15 protein-coding genes and 6 pseudogenes are annotated in these 14,295 nt (G+C 70.1%); 9 read left to right on the plus strand and 12 right to left on the minus strand.

Going from position 1 to position 14,295, the window contains the following annotated elements; translation table 11 throughout:
• Positions 1 to 68: 68 nt before the first annotated feature.
• The gene (locus K6K41_RS16095; RefSeq protein WP_261401356.1) at positions 69 to 452 is read left to right on the plus strand and encodes a RidA family protein; all 384 of its coding nucleotides are present in this window, start codon (positions 69 to 71) and stop codon (positions 450 to 452) included.
• A 16-nt stretch (positions 453 to 468) separates the two neighbouring features.
• On the opposite strand, the gene truA is transcribed toward K6K41_RS16095, so the two are convergent.
• The 3 genes from truA to def form a co-directional block, all read right to left on the minus strand.
• The gene (truA, locus tag K6K41_RS16100; RefSeq protein ID WP_261401357.1) at positions 469 to 1,230 is read right to left on the minus strand and encodes a tRNA pseudouridine(38-40) synthase TruA; all 762 of its coding nucleotides are present in this window, start codon (positions 1,228 to 1,230) and stop codon (positions 469 to 471) included.
• A 188-nt stretch (positions 1,231 to 1,418) separates the two neighbouring features.
• Positions 1,419 to 2,336, minus strand: a complete 918-nt coding sequence (gene fmt, locus K6K41_RS16105) for a methionyl-tRNA formyltransferase (RefSeq protein ID WP_261401358.1) — start codon at positions 2,334 to 2,336, stop codon at positions 1,419 to 1,421.
• 164 nt (positions 2,337 to 2,500) lie between these two features.
• Complete coding sequence (def, locus tag K6K41_RS16110) at positions 2,501 to 3,088, minus strand: peptide deformylase (protein WP_261405758.1); 588 nt, start codon at positions 3,086 to 3,088, stop codon at positions 2,501 to 2,503.
• Between the two features lie 196 nt (positions 3,089 to 3,284).
• Here def and rmuC (K6K41_RS16115) point away from each other — a divergent pair.
• Both rmuC (K6K41_RS16115) and rmuC (K6K41_RS16120) read left to right on the plus strand, forming a co-directional pair.
• Positions 3,285 to 3,752: pseudogene (rmuC, locus tag K6K41_RS16115) on the plus strand (DNA recombination protein RmuC); the annotation flags it as partial.
• 97 nt (positions 3,753 to 3,849) lie between these two features.
• Positions 3,850 to 4,323 carry a DNA recombination protein RmuC gene (gene rmuC, locus K6K41_RS16120; protein WP_261401359.1) on the plus strand — a complete coding sequence of 158 codons (474 nt, stop codon included), beginning with the start codon at positions 3,850 to 3,852 and terminating at the stop codon, positions 4,321 to 4,323.
• A 336-nt stretch (positions 4,324 to 4,659) separates the two neighbouring features.
• Here the strand turns inward: rmuC (K6K41_RS16120) and K6K41_RS16125 are convergent.
• A pseudogene (locus K6K41_RS16125) lies at positions 4,660 to 5,362 on the minus strand (orotate phosphoribosyltransferase).
• A 91-nt stretch (positions 5,363 to 5,453) separates the two neighbouring features.
• Here K6K41_RS16125 and K6K41_RS16130 point away from each other — a divergent pair.
• Positions 5,454 to 6,611: a winged helix-turn-helix domain-containing protein gene (locus K6K41_RS16130; RefSeq protein WP_261401360.1), complete on the plus strand. Its 1,158-nt coding sequence runs from the start codon at positions 5,454 to 5,456 to the stop codon at positions 6,609 to 6,611.
• Between the two features lie 197 nt (positions 6,612 to 6,808).
• Here K6K41_RS16130 and hmuQ read toward each other — a convergent pair whose 3' ends face one another.
• Positions 6,809 to 7,138: a heme-degrading protein HmuQ gene (hmuQ, locus tag K6K41_RS16135; RefSeq protein WP_261401361.1), complete on the minus strand. Its 330-nt coding sequence runs from the start codon at positions 7,136 to 7,138 to the stop codon at positions 6,809 to 6,811.
• Positions 7,139 to 7,267: 129 nt separating this feature from the next.
• Positions 7,268 to 7,774: pseudogene (locus K6K41_RS16140) on the minus strand (N-acetyltransferase family protein).
• Positions 7,775 to 7,924: 150 nt separating this feature from the next.
• Here K6K41_RS16140 and trmD point away from each other — a divergent pair.
• Positions 7,925 to 8,644, plus strand: a complete 720-nt coding sequence (gene trmD / locus K6K41_RS16145) for a tRNA (guanosine(37)-N1)-methyltransferase TrmD (protein ID WP_261401362.1) — start codon at positions 7,925 to 7,927, stop codon at positions 8,642 to 8,644.
• A 78-nt stretch (positions 8,645 to 8,722) separates the two neighbouring features.
• A pseudogene (rplS, locus tag K6K41_RS16150) lies at positions 8,723 to 9,135 on the plus strand (50S ribosomal protein L19).
• 403 nt (positions 9,136 to 9,538) lie between these two features.
• Here rplS and K6K41_RS16155 read toward each other — a convergent pair.
• The 5 genes and pseudogenes from K6K41_RS16155 to K6K41_RS16175 form a co-directional block, all read right to left on the minus strand.
• The gene (locus K6K41_RS16155) at positions 9,539 to 10,018 is read right to left on the minus strand and encodes a hypothetical protein (RefSeq protein WP_261401363.1); all 480 of its coding nucleotides are present in this window, start codon (positions 10,016 to 10,018) and stop codon (positions 9,539 to 9,541) included.
• A 34-nt stretch (positions 10,019 to 10,052) separates the two neighbouring features.
• A complete protein-coding gene (rlmN, locus tag K6K41_RS16160) occupies positions 10,053 to 11,267 on the minus strand; it encodes a dual-specificity RNA methyltransferase RlmN (protein WP_378145622.1) in 1,215 nt (404 codons plus the stop codon).
• Between the two features lie 138 nt (positions 11,268 to 11,405).
• Positions 11,406 to 11,600: pseudogene (locus K6K41_RS16165) on the minus strand (AbrB family transcriptional regulator); the annotation flags it as partial.
• Positions 11,539 to 11,856: an AbrB family transcriptional regulator gene (locus tag K6K41_RS16170; protein WP_261401364.1), complete on the minus strand. Its 318-nt coding sequence runs from the start codon at positions 11,854 to 11,856 to the stop codon at positions 11,539 to 11,541. The gene K6K41_RS16170 and the pseudogene K6K41_RS16165, both read right to left, overlap by 62 nt.
• Positions 11,856 to 12,389: an AbrB family transcriptional regulator gene (locus K6K41_RS16175; RefSeq protein WP_261401365.1), complete on the minus strand. Its 534-nt coding sequence runs from the start codon at positions 12,387 to 12,389 to the stop codon at positions 11,856 to 11,858. Before K6K41_RS16175 ends, K6K41_RS16170 begins: the two co-directional genes overlap by 1 nt.
• On the opposite strand from K6K41_RS16175, the gene K6K41_RS16180 reads away from it, so the two are divergent.
• Entirely contained in the window at positions 12,388 to 12,573 is a 186-nt protein-coding gene (locus K6K41_RS16180) for a hypothetical protein (protein ID WP_261401366.1), read from the plus strand. The two genes, K6K41_RS16175 and K6K41_RS16180, sit on opposite strands and share 2 nt — an antisense overlap.
• Here the strand turns inward: K6K41_RS16180 and K6K41_RS16185 are convergent.
• The gene (locus K6K41_RS16185) at positions 12,546 to 13,196 is read right to left on the minus strand and encodes a TetR/AcrR family transcriptional regulator (protein WP_261401367.1); all 651 of its coding nucleotides are present in this window, start codon (positions 13,194 to 13,196) and stop codon (positions 12,546 to 12,548) included. The two genes, K6K41_RS16180 and K6K41_RS16185, sit on opposite strands and share 28 nt — an antisense overlap.
• Positions 13,197 to 13,634: 438 nt before the next feature.
• Between K6K41_RS16185 and K6K41_RS16190 the strand changes: the two genes are divergently transcribed.
• Positions 13,635 to 14,000, plus strand: a complete 366-nt coding sequence (locus tag K6K41_RS16190; protein ID WP_261401368.1) for a hypothetical protein — start codon at positions 13,635 to 13,637, stop codon at positions 13,998 to 14,000.
• Positions 13,997 to 14,095, plus strand: a pseudogene (locus K6K41_RS16195) (peptidoglycan-binding domain-containing protein); the annotation flags it as partial. The gene K6K41_RS16190 and the pseudogene K6K41_RS16195, both read left to right, overlap by 4 nt.
• Positions 14,096 to 14,295 lie beyond the last annotated feature (200 nt).

A 14,295-nucleotide genomic window follows, 5' to 3' on the forward strand; every position in this document is an offset into this window, starting at 1 on the left:
GACCACCCGCAGGGTGGTGGAGGAGGCCGACGCTGACCTCTCCACTCTCTTCCGCAAGAAGGCTCAAGATGACCCGCCGCTTGATCTCCACCGGCTCGCCCTTCGAGAAGTCCGCGGGCTACAGCCGCGCCGTGGTCGACGGCGACCTCGTCTTCGTCTCCGGCACCACCGGCTACGACTATGTCTCGATGTCGATGCCCGAGGGCGTCGAGGCGCAGGCCCGCAACGCTTTCGCCACGATCGAGAAGGCGCTCAAAGAAGCCGGCGCGACCTTCGAGGACGTGGTGCAGACCCGCTACTATCTCGTCGACGCGGACGGCGCCGCCGACCTCTTCAAGGTCACGGGCGAGATCTTCGGCGAGATCCGTCCCGCCAACACCACCATTCTCTGCGCCCTGCTGAAGCCCGAGATGAAGATCGAGATCGAGGTTCTGGCGCGGCTGAGGCGCTGAAGGCGCGCCGCGCCCGTCAGACGGGCGGGCTCTCCGCCTCCGGATAATCCACCCGGACCAGCGTGAGGCCGTCGGGCGGCGCGACCGGGCCGCAGGCGGCGCGGTCCGCGCGCGCGAGCGCGTCGCCCATGTCGTCCGCGCTCCAGCGGCCGAGCCCGACCTCGACGAGCGAGCCCGCTATCGAGCGCACCTGGTTGTGCAGGAACGAGCGCGCGTCGGTGAAGATCAGCACGCTCTCGCCCTCGCGCAGGACGTCGAGCCGGTCGAGCGTCTTCACCGGGCTCAGCGCCTGGCAGGCGGCGGAGCGGAAGGTCGTGAAATCGTGGCGGCCGAGCAGACGCTTGCCGGCCGCGTCCATCGCCTCGACGTCGAGGCGCTTGGGCACCCGCCACGCCCGCCCCGCCATCAGCGCGAGCGGCGGGCGGCGGTCGACGATGCGGTAGACGTAGTGCCGGCGGATCGCCGAGAAGCGCGCGTCGAAATCGTCCGCGACCTCCTCGGCTTCGAGCACGGCGATCGGCGCGGGGCGCAGATGGGCGTTTGCGGCGTCGCGCAGCTTGTCGGGGCGGATCGGTTTCGTCAGGTCCACATGCGCCGCCTGGCCCGAGGCGTGGACGCCGGCGTCGGTGCGGCCGGCGCCCTTCACGGTCACCGCCTCATGCGCGAAGGCCGCGATGGCGGCTTCGAGCGCGCCTTGCACCGACGCGCCGTTGGCCTGCCGCTGCCAGCCGACGAAGGGGCCGCCGTCATATTCGATGATGAGCCGGTAGCGCGGCATCAGCCCCTTCCTTCCCCACTCCCCCTTGTGGGGAGGGGTCGGGGGTGGGGGGGGGGTCCGAAAGAGGCGAAAAGGGCGACGGCGCTCTGCGCGCGACGGGGTCGCTCTGTTCTGGGCCACCCCCATCCTTACCCTCCCCACAAGGGGGAGGGGGCGGAGACGCCGTGTTTGGGTCTGGGGCGTCCGCATCAGCCGAGCAGCGTCCCGGGCGCGAGACGCGCGCCGTTGAGGAAGGCCGCCGCCGGGACCGGCCCCTTGCCGGCGCGCTGGACCTCGAGAAGCCGCACCGCGCCCGATCCGCAGGCGACGGTGAGGCGCTCGTCCAACAGTTCGCCGGGCGCGCCGGCGCCGTCGGCGAGCGTCGAGCGCAGGACCTTCACGCGCTCTCCGCCAAGATCGAACCAGGCGCCGGGGAAGGGCGACAGGCCGCGGATGCGGTCATGGACCTCCGCACCCGGGCTCGCCCAGTCGATCCGCGCCTCGGCCTTCTCGATCTTGGCCGCATAGGTGACGCCGTCCGCCGCCTGCTCGCGGAACGACAGCGCGTCCTTGCCCAGCGCGGCGACCGCGCGGGCCATCAGGTCGGCGCCCACGGTCTTCAGCCGGTCGTGAAGCTCGCCGGACGTCTCGTCCGGGCCGATGGCGAGGCGCTCGGCCATCGCCACGGGGCCGGTGTCGAGACCCTCCTCCATGCGCATCGCCATGACGCCGGTCTCGGCGTCGCCCTCCATCACGGCGCGCTGGATGGGCGCGGCGCCGCGCCAGCGCGGCAGCAGCGAGGCGTGGAGGTTGAGGCAGCCGGCTGGCGGGACGGCGAGCGCCTCGGGCGGCAGGATCAGCCCGTAGGCGACCACGATCGCGGCCTCCGGCTCGAGGTCGCGGAACGCCGCGATGGTCTCGGGATCGCGGAACGTCTTCGGCGTGTAGACCGGGAAATTGAAGCCTTCGGCGAGCTGGTGCACGGGCGTCTTGGTCAGCTCCATGCCGCGCCGCCCGGCGGGCTTCGGCGCGCGGGTGAAGACGGCTGCGATCTCATGGCCGTGGCCGACCAGTTCGGAGAGGACGGGGGCCGCGAAGTCGGGCGTTCCCATGAAGACGAGGCGCATCGCTTGATCCTTGGAGTCGCGGAGACCTCAGCCGTCATCCCGGCCGAAGAGCCGGGATCTATGAACGCCGGCCTTGCCGAAACCGGCCGACCGTTTCGGTTCTGGGTCCCGGGTCAAGCCCGGGACTACGGCGGCGTCTCCCGCGCCGGGCGCTCGATGGCCGCTCAGCCCTCGTCGCCGTCCGGCTCGCCGCCGCGGCCGCGCTTGGGAAAGCTCGGCAGCTCGCCCATCGCCCGGGCCTTCTCGAACTTCTTCACCACCCGGTCGCGCTTCAGGCGCGAGATGTGGTCGATGAACAGCACGCCGTTCAGATGGTCGATCTCGTGCTGCGCGCAGGTCGCCATCAGCCCCTCGGCCGCAAGCTCGCGGGTCTCGCCCTCGACGTCGAGATAACGCACCAGAACCTTGGCCGGGCGCTCGACCTCCTCGTAATAGTCCGGGATCGACAGGCAGCCCTCGTCATAGACCGAGAGCTCGTCCGACACGGTGACGATCTCGGGATTGACCAGCACCAGCGGCTGCGGCTCCTCGTCCTTGCCCGCGAGATCGATCGTCACCACGCGCTTCTCGACGCCGATCTGGATCGCCGCGAGCCCGATGCCGGCGGCGTCGTACATCGTGTCGAACATGGTCTGGACCAGCGCCTTCAGCTCGGCGTCCGAGCGCGAGACCGGCGCGGAGACGCGGCGCAGCTTCGGGTCGGGCAGGTAGACGAGTTTTTTCGGCGGCCATGAGGTCGCGACCTGTTCGATGGGAAAGGACGCCCGCGACTAAGGCCTTGCGGCGCGGGCGTCAACATGTTCTTAATTTGTTCCCTGTGATGCTTGCCCCGACATGACCAGCGACGTCCTTTTCACGCTTTCCGGCCACCCGGTTTCGACCGCCGAGGTCCTCGCCTTCGCGGCCGCCTCGGCGGTGGGCGCGCTGCTGCTCGTGCTGCTGACGCTGATGTCTTCAAGCGCCGCGCGACGGCGCGAGGCGCGGGAGGCCGAGGAGCGGCTCGCGGCGATCGAACGGCTTCAGGCGGAAGCCGCGGGACGGCTGCAGGCCTTCGCCTCCGCGCTCGGCCAGCGCCAGTCGGACCTCGCTCGCGGGGTGGCCGAGCGGCTCGACGCGGTCGGCCAGCGGGTCGGCGACGGGCTGAGCGCCAATGGCGAGGCGACCGCCGAGCAGCTCAAGAAGCTCGAGGCCCGGCTCGCCGTGATCGACGCCGCCGGCGCCTCGATCGGCGCGCTCGCGGGGCAGGTCACGGACCTGAAAGCCATTTTGGCCAACAAGCCCGCCCGCGGCGCCTTCGGGCAGGGCCGCATGGAGGCGATCCTCAAGGACGCGCTTCCCCCGTCCGCGGTGACCTTTCAGGCGCAGCTCTCGACGGGCGTGCGGCCGGACGCGATCATCCGCCTGCCGGGCGACCCGCGCGGCCTTGCGGTCGACGCCAAGTTTCCGCTCGAGGGCTTCGAGCGCCTGCGCGTCGCCGAGAAACCCGGAGGCGGTGAAGGCGGCGGAAGCGAAGGTGCGGGCCGATCTCGGCAAGCACGTCTCGGACGTGAGCCAGAAGTATCTTCTGGCGGGCGAGACCCAGGACGTCGCGCTGCTGTTCGTGCCGTCGGAACAGATCCACGCCGAGCTCGCCGAGCGCTTCGACGATGTCGTGGCCCGGGCCCATCGCGCCCGGGTGCTGATCGTCTCGCCGTCGCTCCTGATGCTCGCGGTTCAGGTGGTGCAGGGGCTGACGCGCGACGCCGCGATGCGCGAGCAGGCGCATCTCCTGCAGGCCGAGGTCGGGCGGTTGCTCGACGACGTCCGCCGGGTGGGCGAGCGGGTGGAGAAGCTGAAGGCCCATTTCGGGCAGGTGGTGGGCGATCTCGACCAGATCGCGATCTCGACCGACAAGATTTCGCGGCGGGGTCTTAGGCTCGAGCAGATGGAGCTCGGCGAAGGCCCGCAGGCGCTGCCGAATCCGCTGCGGCGCGAGGCGGCGGAGTAGGGCAGAGGCGTCATCCCGGCCAAGCGCAGCGCGAGCCGGGATCGTGCTCCGGAAGAGGGCGGTCTTAGCGCTCGCGAGAGTGAGACGTCGCCGCCGCGCCTCCTCCACCATCGCTTTCGCGATGGTCCCCCTCCTCCGCTTCGCAGAGGAGGATCAAGAAGGCGCGGCGCTTCGTGCGCCGATCCTCCCCTGCGTTAGCGGGGGAGGGGGACCGTCCGCAGGACGGTGGAGGGGGCCGGCGGCGCCATTAACGAAGAACGCCTTATCTGGACGACGATCCCGGCTCGCGCTGCGCTTGGCCGGGATGACGCCGCCGCGCCTATTGGCGCGACGCCGTCACTTGTCTCCAAAACTCGACTTGCCGCCATGGGCCGCCGACCATTCCGCCGGCTTGTTCAGGAACGACTCGACGTCCGCGAGCTTGCTGGCGTCGACCTTGCCGTCCTCCTTCATGACCGCGAGCACGTCCCAGAAGGTCGCGAGTTCGGTGAGCTTCACGCCGATCCGCTCCATCGTGGCGCGGCTTTCGGGGAAGATGCCGTAGTGGAAGACCACGAAGGCGTGCTCGACGATCTGGCCGGCCTCGCGCAGCGCCTCGCAGAACGCGACCTTGGAGCCGCCGTCGGTCGCGAGATCCTCGACGAGAATGGTGCGCTTGCCGTCCTCGACCCGCGCCCTCGATGCGGGCGTTGCGCCCGAACCCCTTGGGCTTCTTGCGCACATACAGCATCGGCAGCATCAGCCGGTCGGCGATCCAGGCCGCGAAGGGAATGCCCGCGGTCTCGCCGCCCGCCACCGCGTCGAGGCTCTCATAGCCGGCCTCGCGCAGGATGGTGGCCGCGGCGTCGTCCATGAGCTGGCGGCGGAGCCGCGGATAGGAGATCAGCTTGCGGCAGTCGGTGTAGACCGGGCTCGCCCAGCCGGAGGTGAAGATGAACGGCTCTTCGGGCCGCACATGGATCGCGCCGACTTCCAGCATCATGCGGGCCACCCGGCGGCCGATGGCATCGCGGGCGGGAAGGGTGGCGGGCTCGATCATGGCGGTCTCCGGGTCGTCTGTCCGGGGCGCAGCGTTAGCTTAGACCGCGGGCGTCGTCACGCCTCTCCTGAACCAGCCCGCGAGGTTCTCCATGGCGAAGGCCAAGCCCGTGACCATCGACGTCTTGCGCGCCCGCGCGATGTGGCTGCGCGCGCAGCGGCTCGACGAGGCGACGCCGTTCGGCGAGGGACCGCAGGCCGTGCGCCGGGCGGTGGAACATCTCGGCTATGTCCAGATCGACACGATCAACGTCATCGAGCGCTGCCACCACCACATCCTCTACAGCCGCATCCCGGCGTACCGGCGCTCGGACCTTGCGGCCGCGCAGACGGATGAAAAGTCGGTGTTCGAATATTGGACGCATGCGCTGTCCTATGTGCCGACCGCCGACTTCCGCTTCTTCATCCGCGCGATGGAGGCCTATCGGGCGAACCCGGCCAAGGCGTTTGCGGCTGAGACCGACGCGCGCGCCTACTCCGCGCTGCTCGCCCGCATCCGCCGTGAGGGCGCGCTGTCGATCCGCGACATCGACGACGATGTGCTGGTGGAGAAGACCCATCCCTGGGGCAGCCGGAAACCGTCCAAGGGCGCGCTGCGCTTCGGCTTCTACGCCGGCGATCTCGCGATCAGCCGGCGCGACGGCATGCTGAAGACCTATGAGATCGCGGCCCGCCATTTCGGCTGGGAGCGCCGCCCGCGGCCGGCGAGCGACGCGCAGACGGCGCAGTATCTGCTCGCCCGCGGTCTGCGCGCCCAGAGCCTCGTGAGCCTCGATTCGATCTGCTACGGCGACGCCAAGGCCAAGGCCGGCGTCGCGCCGCTGATCGAGGCGGGCGTGAAGCGCCGGACGCTCGTTCCGATCCAAATGGAGGGCGCGAAGGCGCCGGCGCTCTGGGCGGACGCCAAGGATCTGGAGGCGCCGTCGCCGGACGTCGATCCGGGACGCGTTCACATCCTGTCGCCCTTCGACCCGCTGGTGATCCAGCGCAAGCGCCTCGCGGCGCTGTTCGGCTACGAGCACCGCTTCGAGGCCTATGCGCCGGCCGACAAGCGCGTGCTGGGCTATTTCGCGCTGCCGGTGCTCGCCGGCGACCGGATCGTCGCCGCGCTCGACCTTAAGACGGATCGCAAGGCCAAGAAGCTGCTGATCCAGAAATGGACGTGGATCGCCGGGGAGACCGGCGAGCTGAGGCGGGCGATCGAGGATGAGCTCGGGCGCTTCGAGCGGTTTCAGCTCGCGGACGACTGAGGCTCGGCTGAACCCGACTGCGTGCTTCGAGACGCCGTCCTCGCGGACGGCTCCTCAGCATGAGAAAGGCTTGTGGTTCCGGTCAGTTGGGTTTTGGCGTGCTCCAACGATCCTCATGGCTCGAGGAGCCTGCCCTTCGGCAGGCGTCTCGAAGCGCGCAGGCGGCTGATCCAGGCCCGAACCGTCCGGGAGCGTCCTCAGGCCGCCTCGCGCTCCTTCTTCTCGACCAGCACCGCCTCGAAACCTTCGAACTGCGGGTGGCCGGCATACATCGGCTTGTTGGAGCCGGCCGAGGCGTGCGCCTTGCGGAAGGCCTCGGACTTCGTCCAGGCCTCGAAGTCGCCGCGCGAGCGCCAGATCGTGTGAGAGGCGTAGAGCACTGTCTCGTCGTCGGGGGGGCCTTTAAGCAGGTGGAACTCCACGAAGCCCGGGACCTCGTTCAGGTGCCGGTCGCGCTCGCGCCAGACGGTCTCGAAGGCCTCGGCCTCCGGCTTGAACACCTTGAAGCGGTTCATCGCGACGAACATGGGCGCATCCTCGAAAAGCTGTTGGCGCGAAGGTCTAGCGCGGAGCATGGCGGCTCGCCAGCGACCAGACCGCGAAGCGAGGGCGCCTCACGGCGACGGGATCAGACTGGACGAGTTCGAGACGCGCGGTCAGCGCCAGACGTAGGCGAACTTCTCGAGCGTCACGTCGCCGAAGCTCCACGCCGCGGGCCGCGAGCTTGCCGCCGAGGCGGGCGTAGAAGCCGCAGGCCGGGTCGTTGCCGGCGAGCGACCAGGCGGCGGCGCCCGAGAGGCCGCGGGCCGCAAGGTCCTGCCGGGCCGAATTGAACAGGCGCCGGCCGAGGCCAAGACCCTGATATTCGGGCTTGAGGTAAAGCTCGTAGACTTCGCCGCCGACCGCGAGCGTCGAGGCGCGGTTGCGGCCCGACGAGGCGTAGCCGACCGTCTCGCCGCCGAACATCAAAAGATTGAGCCGGCTGCCGCGGCGGATCGCGCCCGACCACCAGGAGGGGCCGCCCGCTCGATCATACGCTCGAGCTCTCGTCCGGGGATGAGGCCGCGATAGGCGTTGCGCCAGGCGGCGTCGTGAACGTCGGCGATCGATGCGGCGTCCGCCGCGCTTGCAGGCCGGATCTCGATCGCTGCTGCCGTGCTCACATGGAGAGAGTAAGCCGGTCCCGCGCGTCGACAAGCGTCGAAATCGTGAGGGAGGACAAAGCCGCCCCGCCATGCTGTGGACGACGCGGAAGCTTCGGGCGATAGAGGCCCGCCAAGTTCCCTTTCGCGTGAAAGCCGACCCCCGAACCCATGTGGCGCGCCGCAGTCCTCACACTCTACCCGGCGATGTTTCCGGGCGTCCTCGGCCACGCGCTCGCCGGCCGGGCGCTCGGCCGCGCCTGGTCGCTCGACGCCCGTGACATCCGCGCGCACGCGATCGACCGCCACGCCACCGTCGACGACGCGCCGGCGGGCGGCGGCCCCGGCATGGTGCTGCGCGCCGACGTGCTGGCCGCCGCGCTCGATGCAGGCGGCGACGACGGCCGTCCTCGGCTTCTCATGACGCCGCGCGGAACGCCGCTCGCCCAGGCGCGCATCCGCGAACTCGCGAGCGGCCCGGGCGTCGTGATCGTCTGCGGACGCTTCGAGGGCGTCGACGAGCGGGTGATCGAGGCGAGGGGGCTGGAGGAGGTCTCGGTCGGCGACGTGGTGCTGTCGGGCGGGGAGGCGGCGGCGCAGCTGCTGCTCGACGCCTGCGTGCGGCTGCTGCCCGGCGTCATGGGCCACGAGGCGTCGGGCGACAGCGAGAGTTTCGAGGCGCCGCTGATCGAGCACCCGCATTACACGAAGCCGCGGGAGTTCGAGGGCCGCAGCGTGCCGCCGGAGCTCGTCTCGGGCGACCACAAGGCGACGGCGCGCTGGCGCAGGCTCGCCTCTCTGCAGGCGACGCGCGCGCGCAGGCCCGACCTCTGGGCGAAATATGTCGCATCCATTACAGGAGGCGTCGACAAACGGCGAGAAACCGAGTAGGAGACCCGCCGATCACGAGATTCCCCTGAAACTTCTCGTGCGTCCCGCGTTTCGCGGGAGACGCGGAGACATAACGCTATGAACATCATCGAACAGCTCGACCGCGAGCAGATGGAGGCCGTGACCTCCAAGCGCGAGATCCCGGACTTCGCTCCCGGCGACACCGTGACGGTCAACGTCAAGGTCAAGGAAGGCGAGCGCGTCCGCGTTCAGGCCTATGAGGGCGTGGTGATCTCCAAGTCCGGCGGCGGTCTCAACGAGACTTTCACGGTCCGCAAGATCTCCTACGGCGAGGCGTGGAGCGCGTGTTTCCGTTCTTCTCGCCGCTCATCGACAGCGTGAAGGTCGTGCGCCGCGGCAAGGTCCGTCGCGCCAAGCTCTATTACCTGCGCGATCGCCGCGGCAAGTCGGCCCGCATCGTCGAGAAGCAGGACAAGAGCCAGAAGGGTTCTGCCCCGAAGGGCAAGGCTGCGGCGGCCGCCGCCGAGTAAGCTTCTGCTTCCTGCCAGTGTTTCGAACGGCGCGGCGCGAGCTGCGCCGTTTTTGTTTGCGCGATGGACGGCGAGCCGTTGGGGTCATCCCGGGTCGAGCCCGGGATGACGGGCTGCGGTTTCGCGCGCGATCCTCGCCGTCATCCCGGCCGAAGAGCCGGGATCCAGAACCGAGGCGTTCGATCCAGATCCTGCCGCGGGGGCGGTTCCGGATCCCGGGTCAAGCCCGGGATGAAGGGCTGTGGTTCCGGCGCGTCGGTTCTCAAAGGGCTGCGGTTTCGCGCGCGATCCTCGTCGTCATCCCGGCCGCAGAGCCGGGATCCAGAACCGAGGCGTTTGATCCAGATCCTGCTGCGGCGTCGGTTCTGGATCCCGGGTCAAGCCCGGGATGAGGGGCTGCGGCTCAGCCGCGCTTGTCTCCAGAGTCCGCCGCAGCGGTCTCCAGATCTCCGAGCCCCGACCTGCGCCCGGCGATCAGCCAGTGGGTCAGTCCGCCCACGAAGCCTGCGGCGAGGATCTCGGGCGCCGTGAAGGCCGGACCCTCGAAGCTCGTGGGCGCGAGCGACCACGGCATCAGCGCCGCGCCCGCGCCGGCCGCCGCGTGATAGATCCAGGAGCGGATCGAGAACATCTCGGCGATCAGCACCGCGACGATCGCGGGCGCGCCCATCAGCGGGGCGAACAGCAGCATCACCGTAAGCGCGTTCACCGAGAGGTCGTAGCCGAGGATCATGACGTCCTCGGGAAACAGCGACATGGCGTCGAAATGCTCGGCGGAGACAAGCGCGAGCAACACGAAGCCCGCGACGACGCCGCAGCAGAAGCCGAGCGGCGCGAAGATCAGCCGGGCGGCGAGACGCGCGAGCACGCGGTCGGCGTTCACGCGGCGGTCCGGTCGCGCATGCGCGGGACGCCGATCACTCAGCGGCCTCCATGGCCTCCCGCTCCTTCGCCCGGAGCCGCTTGGACTCGGACTTGAGCTGGCCGCAGGCCGCCGAGATGTCGCGGCCGCGCGGCGTGCGCACGGGGCTGGCGTAGCCCGCCCGGAACACGATCTCGGAGAATTTTTCGATCGTCTCCCAGTCCGAGCACTCGTAAGGCGAGCCCGGCCAGGGGTTGAAAGGAATGAGGTTGATCTTGGCGGGGAGCCCCGCGAGCAGCCGCACGAGTTCGCGCGCTTCGGCCGGGCTGTCGTTCACGCCCTTCAGCATCACGTATTCGAACGTGATGCGGCGCGCGTTCGAGGCGCCCGGATAGGTCCGGCAGGCCTCGAGCAGCGTCTTGATGTCGTATTTGCGGTTGATCGGCACGATGACGTCGCGAAGCTCGTCGCGCGCCGCGTGGAGCGAGATCGCGAGCTGCGCGCCGGTCTCCTCGCCGAGGCGCCGCATCTCGGGCACGACGCCCGAGGTCGAGACCGTGATCTTGCGGCGGCCGATGCCAAGGCCCTCGCCGTCCGCCATCACCTCGATGGCGTCGCGCACGGAGTCGAGATTGTAGAGCGGCTCGCCCATGCCCATGAAGACGATGTTGGTGACGAAGCGCCCGCCGTCGGTCGGCACCACCGCGCCGTCCGGGGCGGCCGCGTTCCAGTCGCCGAGCCGGTCGCGCGCCACGATGAGCTGCGAGACGATCTCGGCCGCGGTCAGGTTGCGCACCAGCACCTGCGTGCCGGTGTGGCAGAACGTGCAGGTGAGCGTGCAGCCGACCTGGCTCGAGACGCAGAGCGTGCCGCGCCCCTCTTCGGGGATGTACACCACCTCGACGTCCGCCGGGCGCTGGCGCGGCCCCTGGGCGGGCAGGCGCAGCAGCCACTTGCGGGTGCCGTCCTTGGAGATCTGCTCGGTGAGGATCTCGGGGCGTTCGAGCGTGAAGCGCTGGCTGAGTGCCGCGCGGAGATCCTTGGAGACGTTGGTCATCGCGTCGAACGAGGTCGCGCCGCGATTGTGGAGCCAGTGGTTGAGCTGCGCCGACCGCATCTTGACCTGCCGCTCGGGCACGCCCGCCTCGACGAGCGCCTCGCCGAGCCGCGCGCGCGTCATCCCGACGAGCGAGGGCTTCGCCGCGGGCTCCGCGACGGGCGCGACGGTCGGGGCCGGCCGGCTGCTATGGGCGATGTCGAGGTTGGTCATGGGGTCTGGAGACAGGTCGAAGTCTGGGCCTTCAGGCCGTTTGTGGCCGGGACATAGCACGAAGCGGCCTTCAGGCGAACCCGCCTGTGAGACGCTTCCGGTTCAGGCTTCAGATCGGCGGACAGTTCCTCTTCCGCCTCACACGTCTTCGTCGACGGGCGGAGACTTGTCGGGCCGCGCCGCCGCCGCGCCGATGAGGCGCGCGACGATCGGCACCGCGAAGGACAGCGCGATGAAGCGCGCGACGTGATGGGCCCCGACATAGGCCGGATCAAGGCCGAGCAGATAGGCGGTCAGCATCATGGCCTCGAGCGCGCCGGGCGCGAAGGCGACGAAGACCTGCGCGGCCGGAAGATTGAGCGCCCAGCCGACGCCGAAGGAGAAGACGAGCGAGCGCCGTCACCGCGAGGAAGGACGCGACGGTCGGCTTCAGCAGCGCCAGAATGTCCCGCGGCTTCAGGCCCGAGAACCGCGTCCCCACGATCGCGCCGAGCGCGACGAAGGAGGGCAGCGTCACGACGTCGGGCAGCTTCACGCCGATGACCCCGGTCGCATGCGCGGCGGCGCTCGCCATGAAGGCCCCGATCATCAGCCCGCCGGCAGCCGGATGACATAGGCGACCGTGGCCCCGACGGCGGCGAGCGCGAGGATCGCGGCGGTCATCAGCGCGCCGGCCTGCGGCAGGCTGTGGACGACGGCCGGCTGCGCGCCCGTCATCGTCACGACCGCAGGCACCGCCGCCACCAGCACGAACACGCGGAACACCTGCACCACCGCGACCTTGCTCATATCGGCGCCCGTCGTCGAGGCCATGACGAGGATCGCCGACAGCGCGCCGGGCGGGGAGGCGTAGAAGGCGGTGGTGCGGTCGAAGCCGAAGCCGCGGCGCAAGGTGAGGTAGGAGACCGCCACCATGGCGGCGACCGCGAGCCCGAGCGCCACCATGCTGCCAGGCCACTTCATCACGCCCTCGATGGTGTCGGGCGTCACAGCCGAGCCCATCGAGGCGCCGAGCACCACGAACACGACCTCGCGCAGCTTGCGCGGGATCGGACGCACGAAGCCTGCGAGCGCGGCGGCGCTCGTCACCACCACGGAGCCGACGAGCGCCGGCGCCGGCATGCCGATCGCGAAGAACGGCCCCGAGCGCCGCGACGCCGAACGTCAGGACGAGATCGCGGCAGATCTTCAGCATTTCGGGAGTTTCGGGCGGCTGCGAACGTTCATGGGGCGCGACATCGGCCTTCGCGGCGGCAAGGTCAACGCCGATTTCGCCGCTCAGCCTTGCGGTCCCGCAGGCGCGTAGGCCCGCATGAACACCTCGACGGCGCGCTCCACCAGATAGGCGAGGCGCTCGGGCGGGGGCGGAGCCTCGCCGCCGATCAGGACCGGCATCATCACCTTGGAGTGGCACATGGTGAGGAACTGCGCGGCCGCGACCTCGACGTCGTCGATGTCGAGCTCGCCATGCGCCACCTTCGCGGCGAGCCAGACCGACAGCCGCTTGATCCCGGCGCGCGGACCGGCGTCGAGAAAGAGCTGGCCGATCTCCGGGCGCCGCTCCGCCGAGCCGATGACCATGCGCACGGTCGAGACGTGGCTCGGCTCGATCATGGCGTGGATGAAGCTCTCGCCGAGCCGCCGCAGCACCTCGCGGACGTCGTGATTGTCGGCGTCGAGCTCGAACAGCCGCTCGGCGGTGAGCGCGCATTGCCGCTTCACGAGCTCGGCGAAGAGCTCTTCCTTGCTCTCGAAATAGACGTAGAGCGTGCCCTTGGACACGCCGGCCGCCTTGGCGATCTCGCCCATCGAGGCGGCGTCGAAGCCGTGGGCCAGAAACACCTGGCGCGCGCCGTCGAGCACCTGCCGGCGCTTCGCGCTGTCGAGCGCGTCTTCGACGGAGGACGATTTTTCCAACGTGGTCTGCATCTCGTCTCGATGCGCGGGCGAGCCCGCGCGTCACTCCTTCGAACTGGCCGTCCCGATCTCGCCGATCCGGCGCAGGCCGGCAACGAAGCCAGCGAGGGCGGCGTCTCGCCGGGCAGGCGCGCGATCGAACCCAAAGCACGGATCTTCGGCGCATAATGCGATTGACCGAACCGTTCGGTCAATATGGGGCGGGCGGCGGTCCGATCCAGATCGGCGCCGCGGCGAACGTCGCGATCATGCCCGCGCTCGTCGTCGCGCTCGTCTTCCCGGCGCGCGAGGGCGTCGATCACTTCGACGTGGGCGCGCGCCGTCGACCTGCTGGATCGCGGCGCGGAGCACGCCGCGCGCCTCGCGCGGGGCGGGAATTTGTTTACCTTGTCGGGCGATTGTCGGACCTGCCGGCGCGAAAAGGCTCGCGCTGACGGAGGACCGACGCCCATGACGAGCCGACTTTCGAGGATCGCCGTGGCCCTGTTCGCGATCGGGGGCGCGAGCCCCGCGACCGCCGAGCCGCTCGACCTGATCGGCGGCCTGCTGTCGCGCGAGACCCATGAGGCGGGAGAGTCCCGCCGCGCCCGCGTCCGCGACGTCGACTACACCGGCGCGATCGACCAGGCGCCCGTCGTTCCCGCTCAGTCCCCGGTCGCGGCGCCGGCCGCGCCCGCCCAGCACGCCCCCGCGCCGCGCCGCGCCGCAAGCCCGCAGCCGGCCGGCTATCCGGTCGACCTGCTGATCACGCTCGCCAACGACGCCGTGTTCACCAAGGACCCTATCCGAAGGGCCAGCAGTCCGACCCGCGCATGATCAAGCTGCAGGTCCTGCTCGACCGCAATAACGCCTCGCCGGGCGTGATCGACGGCCTTGCGGGCGACAACGTCGTCAAGGCCGTGAAGGCGTTTCAGGAGATGAAGGGCCACGCGGTCACCGGCGTCATCGACGCCGAGATGTGGGCCGCGCTGGAAGCGACCTCGGCCGAGCCGGTTCTGGCCTCCTACACCATCACGCCCGAGGACGTCGCCGGGCCCTTCGTGCCGACGATGCCGCACGACTACGCCGAGCAGGCCGCGCTCCCGGGCCTGTCCTACCGCGACGCCGCCGA

Origin of the sequence: Chenggangzhangella methanolivorans, assembly GCF_019797865.1 — a bacterium.
GTDB classification, from domain to species: Bacteria; Pseudomonadota; Alphaproteobacteria; order Rhizobiales; family Methylopilaceae; genus Methylopila; species Methylopila methanolivorans.